Annotated in this window: 13 protein-coding genes; 4 read left to right on the forward strand and 9 right to left on the reverse strand. The window is 51.5% G+C overall.

Annotated elements, in window-relative coordinates; all coding sequences use genetic code 11:
• Window positions 1-32: 32 nt before the first annotated feature.
• From ABXT62_RS13690 to ABXT62_RS13715, 6 genes are all read right to left on the reverse strand, one after another.
• A complete protein-coding gene (locus ABXT62_RS13690) occupies window positions 33-266 on the reverse strand; it encodes a sulfurtransferase TusA family protein (protein ID WP_415355841.1) in 234 nt (77 codons plus the stop codon).
• A gap of 86 nt (window positions 267-352) precedes the next feature.
• Window positions 353-1,144: a crotonase/enoyl-CoA hydratase family protein gene (locus ABXT62_RS13695; RefSeq protein ID WP_415355842.1), complete on the reverse strand. Its 792-nt coding sequence runs from the start codon at window positions 1,142-1,144 to the stop codon at window positions 353-355.
• 148 nt (window positions 1,145-1,292) lie between these two features.
• Window positions 1,293-2,195 carry a bile acid:sodium symporter family protein gene (locus ABXT62_RS13700; RefSeq protein ID WP_415355843.1) on the reverse strand — a complete coding sequence of 301 codons (903 nt, stop codon included), beginning with the start codon at window positions 2,193-2,195 and terminating at the stop codon, window positions 1,293-1,295.
• Between the two features lie 170 nt (window positions 2,196-2,365).
• Window positions 2,366-3,493 carry an acyl-CoA dehydrogenase family protein gene (locus ABXT62_RS13705; protein ID WP_415355844.1) on the reverse strand — a complete coding sequence of 376 codons (1,128 nt, stop codon included), beginning with the start codon at window positions 3,491-3,493 and terminating at the stop codon, window positions 2,366-2,368.
• A 13-nt stretch (window positions 3,494-3,506) separates the two neighbouring features.
• Window positions 3,507-4,718 (reverse strand): acyl-CoA dehydrogenase family protein, encoded by a 1,212-nt coding sequence (locus ABXT62_RS13710; RefSeq protein ID WP_415355845.1) that lies wholly within the window; start codon window positions 4,716-4,718, stop codon window positions 3,507-3,509.
• 91 nt (window positions 4,719-4,809) lie between these two features.
• Entirely contained in the window at window positions 4,810-5,067 is a 258-nt protein-coding gene (locus ABXT62_RS13715) for a hypothetical protein (protein WP_415355846.1), read from the reverse strand.
• A 280-nt stretch (window positions 5,068-5,347) separates the two neighbouring features.
• Here ABXT62_RS13715 and ABXT62_RS13720 point away from each other — a divergent pair, with 280 nt between their 5' ends.
• The 3 genes from ABXT62_RS13720 (at window position 5,348) to purT (ending at window position 8,763) form a co-directional block, all read left to right on the forward strand.
• A complete protein-coding gene (locus ABXT62_RS13720) occupies window positions 5,348-5,725 on the forward strand; it encodes a hypothetical protein (protein ID WP_415355847.1) in 378 nt (125 codons plus the stop codon).
• Between the two features lie 3 nt (window positions 5,726-5,728).
• Window positions 5,729-7,510, forward strand: coding sequence for an arylsulfatase (locus tag ABXT62_RS13725; protein WP_415355848.1), 1,782 nt, complete (start codon window positions 5,729-5,731; stop codon window positions 7,508-7,510).
• Window positions 7,511-7,578: 68 nt separating this feature from the next.
• Window positions 7,579-8,763: a formate-dependent phosphoribosylglycinamide formyltransferase gene (purT, locus tag ABXT62_RS13730; RefSeq protein WP_415355849.1), complete on the forward strand. Its 1,185-nt coding sequence runs from the start codon at window positions 7,579-7,581 to the stop codon at window positions 8,761-8,763.
• A gap of 92 nt (window positions 8,764-8,855) precedes the next feature.
• Here purT and ABXT62_RS13735 read toward each other — a convergent pair whose 3' ends face one another.
• On the reverse strand, window positions 8,856-9,101 hold the full coding sequence (locus ABXT62_RS13735) for a GlsB/YeaQ/YmgE family stress response membrane protein (protein WP_415355850.1): 246 nt from the start codon (window positions 9,099-9,101) through the stop codon (window positions 8,856-8,858).
• Window positions 9,102-9,390: 289 nt separating this feature from the next.
• Here ABXT62_RS13735 and ABXT62_RS13740 point away from each other — a divergent pair, with 289 nt between their 5' ends.
• Window positions 9,391-10,950 (forward strand): acyl-CoA synthetase, encoded by a 1,560-nt coding sequence (locus tag ABXT62_RS13740; protein ID WP_415355851.1) that lies wholly within the window; start codon window positions 9,391-9,393, stop codon window positions 10,948-10,950.
• A 99-nt stretch (window positions 10,951-11,049) separates the two neighbouring features.
• Here the strand turns inward: ABXT62_RS13740 and ABXT62_RS13745 are convergent, their stop codons facing one another.
• Both ABXT62_RS13745 and ABXT62_RS13750 read right to left on the reverse strand, forming a co-directional pair.
• Window positions 11,050-12,468: an MFS transporter gene (locus ABXT62_RS13745; protein ID WP_415355852.1), complete on the reverse strand. Its 1,419-nt coding sequence runs from the start codon at window positions 12,466-12,468 to the stop codon at window positions 11,050-11,052.
• 130 nt (window positions 12,469-12,598) lie between these two features.
• A complete protein-coding gene (locus ABXT62_RS13750; RefSeq protein ID WP_415355853.1) occupies window positions 12,599-14,209 on the reverse strand; it encodes a class I adenylate-forming enzyme family protein in 1,611 nt (536 codons plus the stop codon).
• Window positions 14,210-14,271: the final 62 nt, after the last annotated feature.

A 14,271-nucleotide genomic window follows, 5' to 3' on the forward strand; every position in this document is an offset into this window, starting at 1 on the left:
GTTCTGCCAAACGAGCCTAGCGTCCCGGAATGTCACTGCTTTTCCATCAGGTAGCTGTAAACACCACCGGTCTCATCGCTATCAAGCAGCAGATGGCCTGACTGCTCTGCAAAGACACGAAAGTCCCTCACAGAACCCTGATCCGTCGCCAGCACACGAAGCCTCTGGCCAACATGCATGCTATTCAGTGCCCGTTTGGCCTTCAACAGAGGCATTGGGCAAGCCAACCCCCTAGCGTCCACTTCTACCACATTCAACTCTGTCACCGCCGTCAATATCCAACATTATTGGGCTCAGGCTTTAGCTGTGCGACTTTGTCAAACCAACAGTGTAAGCCCTGATACCTTCCAAATTATACGCCCTTAAAGACTGCCGTACGCCGCTCTATAAAAGATTGGATGCCCTCATTGGCATCCTCGCTGGCCATGAGTCGCTGCTGCGTCGGGCCGAGTTCACGCACGGCCGCAGTAAAACCTTCCTCTACAAAGCGTCTCGACGACGCCTTGGTAGCTTGAACGGCAAGAGGAGCTTGTGCCGCGATCACTGCGGCGATTTCCAGCGCACGCTCCAATTGCTTGCCAACCGGGACGACTTCTTGCACGAAACCGATTCGATACGCTTCCTGAGCGTCGAACTCGTCGCTCGTTAGCAAATGGTACATGGCATTGCCCCATCCGCCGCGCTGTACGAAGCGGATTGTGGCGCCGCCGGTAGCATGAATACCCCGTGCCGGCTCCAACTGAGAGAAACGGCAATTGTCAGCGGCGATGACAATATCACCGGCCAACGCAAGTTCGATTCCGAAGGTAAAGGTGATGCCCTGCACGGCGGTGATGATTGGCTTGCGGCAGGCTCGTCCAAGCGCTATGGGATCGACTGGTTGCTCCGAGCTTTCCTGTATATTGCTCCGGTGTTGCATGCGTCCTGTCCACTTGGGAAGATCGAGACCGGCCGTAAAGTGTTCTCCGTGTCCGAAGAGTACGCCTACGAAGAGTTCATTACTTTCGTCTAGAAGCGTAAACGCGTCAAGGAGCTCCTTGGCCATGGTTGGCGTGTAGCCATTGTATTTTTCGGGTCGATTAAGCCCGATCAACAGTATGTGTCCGCGCTGCTCGACGCTGATGGAACCTTCTGAGTCTGACATAGCCTTTCCTCTGTCATTTATTCAGGAGAAAATACTCACCCAAATGGGTATGTAGCTCTGCTGCTGTGGTCTGTTATTCGCAATACTGGCACAGCGCCTGCGTCGTTACGCCTATAGTTTGCCATCATGTAAGCGGCAATGTGTATTGTTAGCGCGCGCTGTACGCCGCTGCCGAGCGACGGCCCAGCGCGATAAGGCCTGCCGCGATCAGCATTTGCAGACCACCGTAAAGCAGCAGCGCAAATAGCACCGTGTCGCCGAGTGCCGCTGTTTGTAACGCCGCGGCCGGAAATAGTGTGGCCTTGATAAGGATGCCAAGATTCACATTGCGCACCACTACCTCCATTTCGATCGCAGAGCAGTCGGCTCGATTCAGTCCGGTCAGGCGCCCGCTAAACCATCCAATAATCGCGAACAGTAACGTTAGATAAACGATAATTAATGCATTGTTCAGTCCAAATGCTTCTATATCGATCCGGCCAGCCATGCCGGAGCCCACAACGATTAAACCAATACCCAACAACGAGCCCCGAATACACCATTTAGACAGGTGTACTGCAGATTGGGGGAACAGGTATAAATAGAGCATACCCAGCGACAAAGGAATGAGCAGGGTAAGCGCTATCTCACGCATGATGAGTAGCCTGGGCATGACGAAATCAGCGGGCATGTAGTCCCCAATCAACATCTCGAGAATAATCGGCGTCGAAAAGAGGCACGCCAATGTGGTGATGGCTGTGATGCATATTGACAGTGCAAAATTGCCACGCGCAAAATAGGTAAAAAAATTAGAGCTCGCACCGCCAGGAATCGCAGCAATCAGTGCTATAGACACGGCAATGCCGCCCATTAAGCCTAGTGTTGAGATAAACACTAATGCGGATAGCGGGATCACCACCAATTGCACTAGCGTGCCGATCGTCACAGGCTTAGGTCCGCGTGCAACGTCACGAAAGTCCCCGCCAGTTAGAGTGGCGCCCACTCCGAACATCGCCAATATGAGTTGGATAGCGGCGAACCAATATTCGTTGGTAATATAAAAATCGGCCAAACTACAAATCCTTCGGGATGTGGCACTGGTGATGCAGCTTTAAAAGGGCTGTGCTATTTGAGCATTAAGCAGCTCACAAAACACCGCAGCCTCATAAGCCAGCACGCAACACACGGATGCTCATTGAACTACCATCGTGGCAACTCAACAAGCACTCTATTGCGTTTACGTTAGCTGGCGGCAAAGCGGGCGGTATGGTGATCCGTGCTGCCAAACGAAAATTGAATCGCGGTAAGGCGCTTAAAATAATGTCCGACATCAAGCTCGTCGGTGACACCAATGCCCCCGTGAATTTGAATCGACTCTTCGCCCACCAGTCGCGCCGCCTTGCCAATGCGGCTTTTAGCGGCCGACACCGCTTTAGGTGCATGTCCACTTAGGCTGTCCATCTCCATCGCTGCCATGAGCAAAATAGATTTGGCCTGGGCAAGCTCTATAAACATATTCGCCATGCGATGTTGCAGTGCCTGAAAGGTTGAAAGTGTCACCTTGAATTGCTTGCGAATTTTACTGTATTCGACTGTTTTCATCAGCGACATTTCCATGGCGCCAACCGCTTCTGCACAGACCGCTAGAGCTGCCTTATCAACAGTCATTTCAATCACCTCAATGGCTTCACCTACATTACCTAATAGGTTGCTTGCAGGAAGCGCAACATTATCAAACCAAATATCTGCCGCTCGCTGGCCATCGACACTGGCATAACACTCGCGGCGAACACCTGGCGTGCTGGCATCGACCCAAACCAGACTGATCCCTTCGCGATCGCAAGATTCACCAGACGTGCGCACTGAGACCAGAATTTTTTCAGCTGCTGCGCCATTCAATACCACCGACTTATGCCCGTTAAGTACCATCTCGTCGCCATTGATCACGGCGCTACATTGCACGTTAGACAGTTCATAGCGGCTTTGTGGTTCAGCATAGGCAAAAGCCAATTGCAGCGATCCTTCCATGAGTGGCGCTAGCAGTGTCGCTTTTTGTTCGCTGCTGCCAGCCTCGCTGATTACCGTACCCGCGAGTATGGTGTTGGCTAGAAATGGCTCGACCAGCAAGCCTTTGCCAAACTCTTGCATGGCCACGATCAAATCAACCGCGCTACCGCCAAAACCGCCGTCGTCTTCTTTAAAGGGTATGGTCAACCAGCCGAGCTCGGCAAAGAGTTGCCAATGCTCAGCGCTAAATCCTGTGGCACTTTTAGCAATAGCTTGGCGGCTATCCCAATCATAGTCTTGGCTAATAAATTTACTGACGCTTTGTTGCAGCATCTGCTGTTCTTCACTGTATGAAAAATCCATTGTCTTTCCCCGCTTACAGGCCGAGTACGGCTTTGCAGATAATATTGGTTTGAATTTCGTTACTGCCGCCATAAATAGTGGCTTTGCGGTTATTGAAGTAAGTGGGTGCACTGCCAGCCGCTTGATCAGGACCAATCGCTACACCCTCAAATCCCTGTAGAAACTGATCACGAACAAAAGGTAGCGCGTAATAGCCTGCCAATTCCACATTAAGCATATCGATGGCCTGTTGTATTTCAGTACCTTTTATTTTCAAAATAGACGACTCAGGCCCTGGCGCCTTCCCCGTACTCACCTCAGCCAATGTCTTGAGCTCGGTGTACTCAAGAGCCAACAATTCAATTTCTAACTCAGCAACTTTTTGCTGCCAAGCGGAATTATCGCTCAACATAGTCTTAGTGCCCGATAGGCCATCGCTAGTGTGCGCCGCTTTTTCTTTCAGGTCTTGCAGGCGTTTTTTACTTTTGGCAACACCGGCAATATTTGTGCGCTCATGGGTCAGTAATACCTTGGCATAGGTCCAACCTTTGCCTTCTTCGCCAATCAGGTTTTCTGCTGGCACGCGCACATTATCAAAATGTACTTCATTAACCTCGGGCGAACCGTCCAACAAATAAATAGGCGAAAGATTAATACCTGGCGTTTTCATATTAATCAATAAAAAGGAGATAGCATTTTGATTTTTAACATCAGCAGCACCGGTGCGAACTAAGCAAAATATCCAATCGGCATGCTGGCCCAGTGTGGTCCAAGTTTTGGTGCCATTTACCACGTATTCATCGCCGTCGCGTATTGCTGTTGTTTTTAATGACGCCAAATCAGATCCTGCATTGGGCTCGGAATAACCCTGACACCACCAAACGTTACTCGCAAGAATATCCGGCAAAAAGCGCTGCTTCTGTTCTTCGTTGCCATACAGATAAATAACCGGTGCGACCATTTTTAATCCAAAGGCTATCACTTCTGGGGCGCCGACTTTTGCGCACTCGTTATCAAAAATATACTTTTGCGTCGGCGTCCAGCCAGTACCGCCAAACTCAACCGGCCAGTTAGTCGCCGCCCAGCCTTTTTTGGCCAGAATTTTCTGCCAGGTCACAAAGTCGTCTTTGGTCAGCTCAATGCTGTTGGCCGCTTTATCTCGGATGTCGCTAGGAAGCTCCGCTGCCAAAAATGCACTGACTTCTTGCTGGAATGTCAGCTCCTCTGCGGAAAAATCTATATTCATGTTCTCGTATCCTCTCTTTTCGCGCACTAAAAAATTTCGCACGCATTATGCCAATATCTGGTCTAGATTGGTAGTGTCTGCATATTTGTGCTTATGGGGCCGGCGACCAAAAGTATGGCAGCTGTGTAGTCCCAGCCTCTCCTGATTCGCTGCGCGCATTATGGGTGTTGCGCTGACCCTGTGCGGCACGTCGCTTCCCTCCACTCAGGGCAGACAACCAGACTTTCAGCGTCAGACACTGGCGTGGAAGTCCATCGGTCTGTCTTGCTACCGTGGAGGAGGATTGCCCCCACTGTTTTTTGACCTTCGGTCCCAATTTGTATACCTTCACCTCTGCTTTTGTGATCATTGAAGCACAGCTCAAGTACATCCTGAATGCACTAAATACTGTGAAAGTAAAAAATATCGCCAGCTTCACCGTCGATAGACAGAAAATCGCTCCCTATAACGAGAGGTTGCAGTCTTCCTTGCAGAGAACAGTTTGGAACAGTGGCGGATGTGTGAGTTATTTTATTGATAAAAATGGACGAAATAGCACTAATTGGCCTTGGACAACCTTTTACAGGCGACTGCCCTGAAGAAAGTTCAAGCTGACCGACGATACTGCTAAAATCTAGGGAAATCGAACAATGAACAGCTTACTACGCGCATTGGTGGCCTTGCCGGCCATAGGGTTTTTAGTAATAGGCCTGCGCTGGGCCATAGACCCCTCTAGCGCTGCCTCTGACTTGGGCATGACACTACTGTCCGGCGTGGGACGCAGTTCTCAGATTGGCGATGTCGGCGCTCTATTTCTTTCGATGGGCAGCATGATCTTGATCGCCCTGACCACGGGGCAACGCAGCTGGTTTTATGCCCCTGCACTGATGCTGTCGCTTATTGCAGTATTGCGTATCCTGGCTTGGTTATTGCACGGCGCCGCACTCACATTGGACATGATTATCCTTGAAGTCATAGTGGCATCATTGCTGCTGTTGGCGTCTTCTAGGCTTTCACGGGAGACATAACGTTTGGCACGACTGAGCAACATAGGGCATCAGTGTTTTTTTAGCCTGCTACTGGTCATCACCAGTGTATGCCAGAGTTCGATGGCACAGGCTACACGCCCTAATATCGTACTGATACTGGCAGACGATCTGGGGTTCAGTGACATTGCACCCTATGGCAGTGAAATACATACCCCAGCCCTTAGTGCGCTGGCTGAACAGGGCGTGAGTTTCACCAATTACCATACCGCCGCCAGCTGTGCACCGACGCGAGGCATGTTACTCACAGGTGTCGACAGCCATCGTAACGGCGTTCCCAATATTCCGGAGACCATTCCACCCGAACAAGCAGAGCATGCCAACTACCGCGGTACACTCGGACACAATGTGGTCACCATCGCCAGCTTACTGCAGGATTCAGGTTACCATACCTATATGGCTGGCAAGTGGCATCTGGGCAAGACGCCCGATCTACTCCCGTTTCGTCGCGGCTTTGAACGCACAGTGACCATGGCCGATACGGGCGCTGATAACTGGGAGCAGAAGCCCTATATTCCGATCTACGAGAAAGCCAACTGGTTTGCCGATGGGGAAGAATATACATTACCGAAGGATTTTTACTCTTCACGTTTTCTGGTGGACAAAACCATTGCGTTCATTGCCTCCAACGCCTCAGATGGACAGCCTTTTTTCGCCTATTTACCTTTTCAGGCTGTGCACATACCGGTACAGGCGCCGCAGGAATTTACGGATAAATATATGGGTGTCTACGATGCCGGCTGGGAAGCGCTGCGCAAGCAACGTCGGGCTCGAGCACAAGAATTAGGAATCATACCACCCGGCATCGCCATGGTGGACGCGTCCACCACCAACGACTGGGGCGCATATACAATCGATGAGCAACGTTATCATGCCAAACGCATGGCTGTTTACGCCGGCATGATCGATGCAATGGATCACAATATCGGGCGGCTTGTCACCTTTCTTAAAGATACTGATCAATACGAAAATACAGTGTTTATCTTCACTTCCGACAATGGCAGTGAGGCGTCTGGCGTAGACTACCCTCGCGCTCTTCCGGTGCGAATCAGTCTTGCGCTGCAAGATTATACTACTGACTACGACACGCTTGGACTAAAAGGTAGCTTCAATACGATTGGCCCAAGCTTCGCCAGTGCCGCCGCTTCCCCCCTCTCCTATTACAAATTCTATGCCGGTGAAGGCGGAATGCGCGTACCTCTTATTATGGCGGGAAAATCAATTCCTCAACAGCCACAGCTATTAAACGCATTTGCCTATGTCACTGATATTCCTGCCACCATCTTGGATATAGCTAACGTCGATCCGCCGGCCAACCGCTATGGTGGTCGACCGATAGAATCTATGACTGGACGCAGCCTTCTACCCCTGATTCACGGTCAGGTCGAGCGCGTTTACTCAGAGACTGATGTTATTGGCTATGAATTGGGAGGTAACGCGGCACTATTTCAAGGGGACTACAAGATCGTCCTCAACGATGCTCCAGCGGGTGACAATAAATGGCATCTGTACAATATTGTGGCTGACCCAGGCGAGACTGACGACTTGAGCAAACAAATGCCAAAACGCTTGCAGGAGATGCTCGACCATTATCAGGAGTACGCTCTAAAAAACAGTGTATTGCCCCTCCCCGCGAACTATAACCCTTGGCGGCAGAGCGTGTATAATGGCATTCTGAGCCGCTTTCGATTACAGATACTGCTGGCAGTACTGGTTTTATTCATCCTTGTTCTGTTTTTTACTGCGTATCGCTCACGGAGGCAGTGAATCGGACAACGCGTCGGACGCCGGCCAGCCCTTCATCGACACTTTTTGACACGTTAAGGAGCCCATCTATGTCGGTAAAAATTGGAACACCGCTGAGTCAAACCGCAAAAAAAGTGCTTTTATGCGGTGCCGGCGAACTCGGGAAAGAAGTGGCCATTGAGCTACAGCGACTGGGTGTCGAGGTTATCGCTGTCGATCGTTATGCCAATGCACCTGCGATGCAAGTCGCTCACCGCTCCCACGTGGTCGACATGCTCGATGGCCAGGCATTGCGCAATGTCATTGAATTGGAAAAGCCCGATTTAGTCGTACCCGAAATAGAAGCGATTGCGACCGACACCTTGGCTGAACTGGAGCGCGAAGGCTTCACCATTATTCCCACTGCAAAAGCGACCCAACTGACCATGAATCGCGAAGGAATACGTCGCCTCGCGGCAGAAGAACTCGGGCTGAAAACCAGTGCCTATCGCTTCGCTCAAACTGAAAAAGAGTATCTGGAAGCTGTAAGCGACATTGGTCTACCCTGCGTCATTAAGCCCATCATGAGTTCCTCTGGCAAGGGGCAATCTCTACTCAAAACCGAGGCTGATATCGATGCAGCATGGCACTATGCGCAGGAAGGTGGTCGCGCAGGCAAAGGGAAGGTGATTATAGAGGGCTTTGTTGATTTTGATTTTGAAATAACGCTGCTCACCGTACGACATCGCGATGGCACCTCCTTTTGCGCCCCCATCGGACATCGGCAGGAAGGCGGTGATTACCAAGAATCTTGGCAACCACAAGCAATGACCACGTCAGCATTATCGGCCGCACAAGCTATGGCTAAAAAAGTCACCACGGCTCTGGGCGGCAAGGGCCTGTTTGGGGTGGAGCTCTTTATTAAGGGTGATGAGGTTATTTTTAGCGAAGTATCACCACGCCCGCACGATACTGGACTCGTCACGCTGGTCTCTCAGGACCTGTCTGAGTTTGCACTGCATGCGCGGGCGATACTAGATTTACCCATCCCAGCGATTCAACAAAATGGACCCAGTGCATCGAGTGTCATTTTGGTTCCTGGTGAAAGTCAGAATGTCCAATTTGGCAACCTTGAAAAGGCCCTTTCGATCGAGAATACGCAGCTGCGTTTGTTTGGCAAACCGGAAGTGTCCGGCTTGCGCCGCATGGGAGTTGCTCTGGCGACTGCCACTTCGATTGAGGAGGCGCGAACTAATGCCAACGCTTGTGCGACTGCAGTGACAGTTATGCTATGACCCTAAAAAACTAACGCGGACAATACGTGTTAGACGTTCCGGATTATCTTAGCCTTTTAAGCAAGACCCGGAACATCTAGCCAGAAAAGTACTTATGCCTTCTTGATGATTCCGACAATAAACAGCAGTACTACCGCTCCAAATGTAGCTGTCAGAATTGTCCCGAGGAGGGAGCCCTCATCAAAAATGCCGACCATAGCGAGCAGCCAACTACCGATAAATGAACCCACGATGCCGATCACTATATTGGCGAGCAAGCCAAATCCTTGGCCGGTCATGATAACACTGCCCAACCAGCCAGCCACTGCGCCTATTGCAAGAACGATTAAAATTTCCATATTGATTCTCCCTATAATTATTAGATAGAAAAACTTTTAAACCTGTCATAACAAAAGGTCCAACGCATCTAGCATAGTGAAAATACCCTAGCTCGTAAAGGGAATGATTGAGCGGTTAAATGCGCGCCCAGTTCAACTCTACAGCCTCTTTCACATTCATATTAAAGAACGCCTCAAGACGCTGCTAAACATTGGCTCAACAGGTACTATTCAACTCAGTTGTGGCCTTTTAGGCTCGACACTTAATGTTATTCAGCCACAAAGAAAGCCACCATCGGTACTGAACAGTATGAAAACAAATATTGGACTGTTTCTAAAAAAACGTGCAGAAATCTGCCCCAACCGGGAAGCCTTTGTGGAGTTCGAGCGCAATCGTCGCTTCACCTTCGCCGAGCTAAACGGGCGAGCAAACCGAGTGGCCAACGGCCTCCTCGACAGTGGTATCCGTCCGGGTGACAGGGTCACCACTCTGCTGAAGAACGGTATCGAATTTGTCGAGACTTACTTTGCTATCGCAAAGATCGGCGCCGTGATGGTGCCGATCAACTGGCGCCTAGTGGCGGGAGAAATCAGTTATATCTTGCAAAACTCTGGGGCCAAAGCGCTGGTGTATGACTCGGACTTTGACGCAACGGTTAATAGTCTACAAGGTGGCGCACAGGGCGAGCTTCCTGTGGAGCAATGGATCCGCCGCGAAAATAGCGACACAGGCACCCCGGACTGGGCAATGGATTATGATACGTTTGTCGGTTCTTTCCCCCCACAGGAACCCCCTGTCGGCGCATGGGACGATGACAATCTGTTTATTATGTATACCTCCGGCACTACAGGGCGCCCCAAAGGCGTCGTACACAGCCATAACGGCATGCTCTGGTCACAGCTGACGAGCATGTCGACCTCCGACATGCGTGATGGTGACCGCTGGCTGCTAGCGCTACCGATGTTTCATGTGGGCTGTCTCAGCCCAACCTCGCTGCTGGTGCATCGCGGCGGCGCCGGGGTCATCATGCGGGAGCTAGAGGTCGGGGCGATGTTTCGCTGTATCGAACAAGAAAAGGTCACCATATTTATGGCGGTACCGGCCCTGCTTCAGTTCATGCTGGCAGCGCCGGAGCGGGACCAGTGCGATATCTCCTCGGTGCGCTGGATCGCCACGGGTGCCGCACCTGTGCCGGTTTCCCTGCTCCATGAGTACGAGGCATTGGGCATTAGCATTTTTCAGGCCTATGGTCTCACCGAATCCTGTGGCCCAGGGACTCTATTACTCCCCGAAGACGGCGAAGCCAAAGTCGGCTCCTGCGGTCGCCCGCAGATGCATACCGAGATCAATATCATCGACTCAGATGGCAACACCATTCCCATGGGATCCGACCAAGCCGGTGAATTACTGGTGGGTGGACGACACCTAATGAAAGAGTACTGGAACAACCCGCAGGCCACCGCAGAAACGCTGATCGATGGCTGGCTGCATACGGGGGACATCTGCACCTGGGATGCGGAGGGTTTCGTTACCATCTGCGACCGCATGAAAGACATGATCATTTCCGGTGGCGAAAACATCTATCCTGCGGAACTGGAGAATATTCTTGCCGCCTGCCCGGAGGTTCAGGAAGCAGCCGTAATTGGCGTAGCCTCACAAAAATGGGGTGAAACACCATTGGCGCTGATCGTTGCTGCAGCGGGCACTGCCCCAACCGCGGAGTCCCTAAAAGCCTACTGCAAAGAAAACCTGGCTGGCTATAAAGTGCCACAGCTGTATGAACTGGTAGAAACCCTACCCCGAAATCCTTCGGGAAAATTGCTAAAGCCCGAACTGCGAAAACAGTTCCCCGGGCCTGCTCCGTTTTAGCAAAGCACCCAACGCCGGTGCATATTGGCCGACAGTTGAGAGAGACCGCAAGAAAGTCGCGGCACTTTAGTGCTGATTTTTAGGGGCTATAGCCAGTCGTCAGCGTGTCGCCCGCTCCTCAAGCTGTCGTTTTACCCTTACGTGATCTTCACGCGTCATCGAAATTCGATTGAAAAAAACATACGCGAGAAGCGCCATGCTGCCGGTCAGGATTAGGGTGAATAAGCCTAACGATTGCAGCACCGATGAATCAATTGTTCCAGGCAAAGACTCCGGTTGGATGCCGACAAGATCGATCACCACCCCTGCCATAAGTGCTCCCAGACCGGTAGTCGCTTTGGCGACAAAAGCCCCAGCGGCAAAAAATACACCCTCCTGACGTCGCTGCGTTTTCAGTTCCTGCTCGTCGAGGATGTCCGCTACCAGTGATGCAGATACCACGCCCAGTGTAACAATGGCGAAGACGCTGATGCCGAGACTGACAATTGATAATATGTAGATGAGTGGATGGCCATTGTCAGGAAGAATCCCCAATAGACGCGCACCGATAAGAGACACACTATTCACCGCCAGAACTAGGCTAGCAACGGCCAACATTGGAGGCTTGTTATACTGCTGTCCGAGCCGGCCCAGCAGCATAAAAGCCAACAGCGTGGCCAGTGCCGAGGGTACGACCATGCCCGCTAGCTGATCGCTGCTAAACTCCCAAAAATAGGTGCTGATATAAAGCGAGAGCGTCGTGTATATCCCAGCAGCCATACCAAAAGCCAGGCCAGCGCCGGTGGTCAGCCTAAAATTGGCGTTACCAAATGCGATGCGCACGTCCCGAAAAGGCTGTCCCATGCTAAAGGGCGCCGCATTGGGATTGGATTGCGGCAGGCGCGAAATCACGGTGCGTGTTCCCCAGATACAGAACGCCGCTGTAATGGCTGCCAGAACAGCAGACATAATGCCATAATTGACATAGTTATCTGCAACGAGCCGGCCATCAACGCCGTGGTCCATCTGGAAAAAAAATAGGAAGCCAATCGCGGGCAGTGCCATTCCCGCAAGCCAGCCCATCGTAACCCGCGCCTTCGCAATCACAGTGCGCTCATCGTAGTCTGTGGATAGTTCAGCACCCATAGCCGTATGCGGGATAATGTAGATGGTCAAAAATGTGCGCAAAAGAATTGAAACACCCAAGAGCCAGGAAAAGACCCCTATCTCCCCCAAGTGGGCCGGCGGATCAAACAGTAGAAGAAATAAAATGGCAGTGGGAATACCCCCGACCACCAGCATAGGATGACGCCGGCCCCAACGGGTGCGCAACGTGTCTGACCAACTGCCCACGACGGGATCAGAAATGGCGTCCCAACTCAGGGCCAGAAACATTGCAAGGCCAGTAAGCGTGCCACTTAACCCCTGGACCTGAGTGTAATAGAACACCACAAAATTGACGAAGGCCGCATCCTTAACCGCAAAGGGCATGGAGCCAACGGCATAGGACCATTTTTCAAGGCTGTTCAGTGAACGCATAAATACCGTATCCTTGACTGGCTCAACTGTCCGGGAAATTAAGCGATGATTGAGCGTATAATTGTAACGCGGTAGCCACCACCAGAGGTAGCGGTATTCGGTGAGCCACACGGCACAGCGCCTGCGCTCATTATGCGTCAGGCACCTGATCCGCTAAGCCCGCGTAGGTTTCACGAAGCTCTCTCTTAAGCACCTTGCCAATGGAACTTTTAGGCAAATCCTCGCTAAAAACAAGTTGGCTGATGCGCTGAGACTTCCCCAATCTATTGTTCGCCCACAGTCTAAGGGTCTTTGCATCACTCACTGCACCGGGCTCCCGCACCACAAGAGCCAGAGGCGTTTCGCCCCACTCCCGACTGGCTAGCGCGACAACGGCTGCCTCATGTATCTCCGGGTGCTCCAGTAATATCAGCTCAAGATCAGTGGCATAGACATTAAAACCGCCGGAAATAATCATATCCTTGCGCCGGTCTGACAAGAAAAGCCAGCCATCCTCGTCCAGATAGCCCACATCGCCGCTCTTGTAAAACAGCAAACCATCGCTGTCATACCAGTGCATTGCATTACTGGCGACTTCACGATTGTGATAACCATCACTCATATTTCCGGAACGTCCGACTATTTCCCCCGGTTGGCCGGTTGCCACTTCATTGCCCTGTTCGTCAATGATTTTTAGAAATGAACCTGGCAGTGTAGGACCGACAGAACCCAGTTTGTCCTGCTGCTTCGCAATACTCCCGATAAACAACGTTCCGACACCACCTTCAGTCAGGCCATAAAACTCAACCAATTCGCCGGGAAAGTGATCAATCACATCGGCCTTCAACGCTGGACGCAACGGTGCACTGGTGCAGAACTTCACCTGCAGACTGCTGCAATCGTAGTTCGCATAGCTATCCAGTCGCATAATACGATCATATTGCACGGGCACCAGCATCACATGGTTGACCCTGTGTTCCTGTATCAATTGCAGCGCGCCCCCAGCATCAAACTTGGGCATAATCACCAGCGTGCCGCCCGCACACAGTGTTGGCCACCAAGTTGTTATCGTGGTGTTCGAATACAAAGGAGTGGCTACCAGCGTGATGGCATCAGAGGTAATACCCAGACTCATCAAACCGATGGCCAAGGCCTGGCGGGTACGATGGCTGTGGATAATACCCTTGGGGGTGCCTGTGGTTCCGGAGCTATAGATGATATTAAACTCAGCATCACCGGCCAACTGAACATTAGGCATGGCGTCAGATTGCGCTCTAAGCCAGCGGTCTAAATCACGAAATTGATCGTTAGAAAAATCGAATCCAATTAGGCCGCCCGGAACAATCTGCGCGCAATCACGCAAAAAAACGCCAGCCATTTTTTCCATGTCACTGGCCACAATAAGCGCTTTTGCATTGCAATCTCGCAGCATCAGATCAAGGCTATGATCAGTAATCATACCTTGCATGGGCACCGCACAAGCGCCGGCAAGCAGCGTTGCAGCGAACATTTCTGAATAGTCCATACTGTTAGGCGACAGCATAGCGACATGGTCGCCATGCCCTATACCCAGCGCCGCAAGGCCATTAGCCATGCGGTAAATACGCTCAATAGATTCGCCCCACGTACGCGACTGAGTACCCTCGATCAGTGCGACTTTATCCGCCTGCTCGAGACGAAATTTCTCCAGCAGGGCAGGCAGTGCCAAGGCTGGATCAAAAGGGACCTGCACCTTGAGACTGTTTTCACTGCTGCTATTCATAAAGATTAGTATTCCCGATTGATAGGCGGAGCGTTTTTCCAGATACTGTAGTGGGTTTTCCG

Origin of the sequence: Halioglobus sp. Uisw_031 (assembly GCF_047729875.1) — a bacterium.
Classification (GTDB): Bacteria; Pseudomonadota; Gammaproteobacteria; order Pseudomonadales; family Halieaceae; genus Marimicrobium.

What these genes read in the sequence shown, in the direction of transcription:
- purT (WP_415355849.1), top strand. Translation starts at nt 7,579, where the DNA reads ATGTCGGTAAAAATTGGAACACCGCTGAGTCAAACCGCAAAAAAAGTG.
- ABXT62_RS13735 (WP_415355850.1), bottom strand. Translation starts at nt 9,101, where the DNA reads ATGGAAATTTTAATCGTTCTTGCAATAGGCGCAGTGGCTGGCTGGTTG.
- ABXT62_RS13715 (WP_415355846.1), bottom strand. Translation starts at nt 5,067, where the DNA reads ATGATCACAAAAGCAGAGGTGAAGGTATACAAATTGGGACCGAAGGTC.
- ABXT62_RS13710 (WP_415355845.1), bottom strand. Translation starts at nt 4,718, where the DNA reads ATGAATATAGATTTTTCCGCAGAGGAGCTGACATTCCAGCAAGAAGTC.
- ABXT62_RS13720 (WP_415355847.1), top strand. Translation starts at nt 5,348, where the DNA reads ATGAACAGCTTACTACGCGCATTGGTGGCCTTGCCGGCCATAGGGTTT.
- ABXT62_RS13745 (WP_415355852.1), bottom strand. Translation starts at nt 12,468, where the DNA reads ATGCGTTCACTGAACAGCCTTGAAAAATGGTCCTATGCCGTTGGCTCC.
- ABXT62_RS13705 (WP_415355844.1), bottom strand. Translation starts at nt 3,493, where the DNA reads ATGGATTTTTCATACAGTGAAGAACAGCAGATGCTGCAACAAAGCGTC.
- ABXT62_RS13740 (WP_415355851.1), top strand. Translation starts at nt 9,391, where the DNA reads ATGAAAACAAATATTGGACTGTTTCTAAAAAAACGTGCAGAAATCTGC.
- ABXT62_RS13750 (WP_415355853.1), bottom strand. Translation starts at nt 14,209, where the DNA reads ATGAATAGCAGCAGTGAAAACAGTCTCAAGGTGCAGGTCCCTTTTGAT.
- ABXT62_RS13695 (WP_415355842.1), bottom strand. Translation starts at nt 1,144, where the DNA reads ATGTCAGACTCAGAAGGTTCCATCAGCGTCGAGCAGCGCGGACACATA.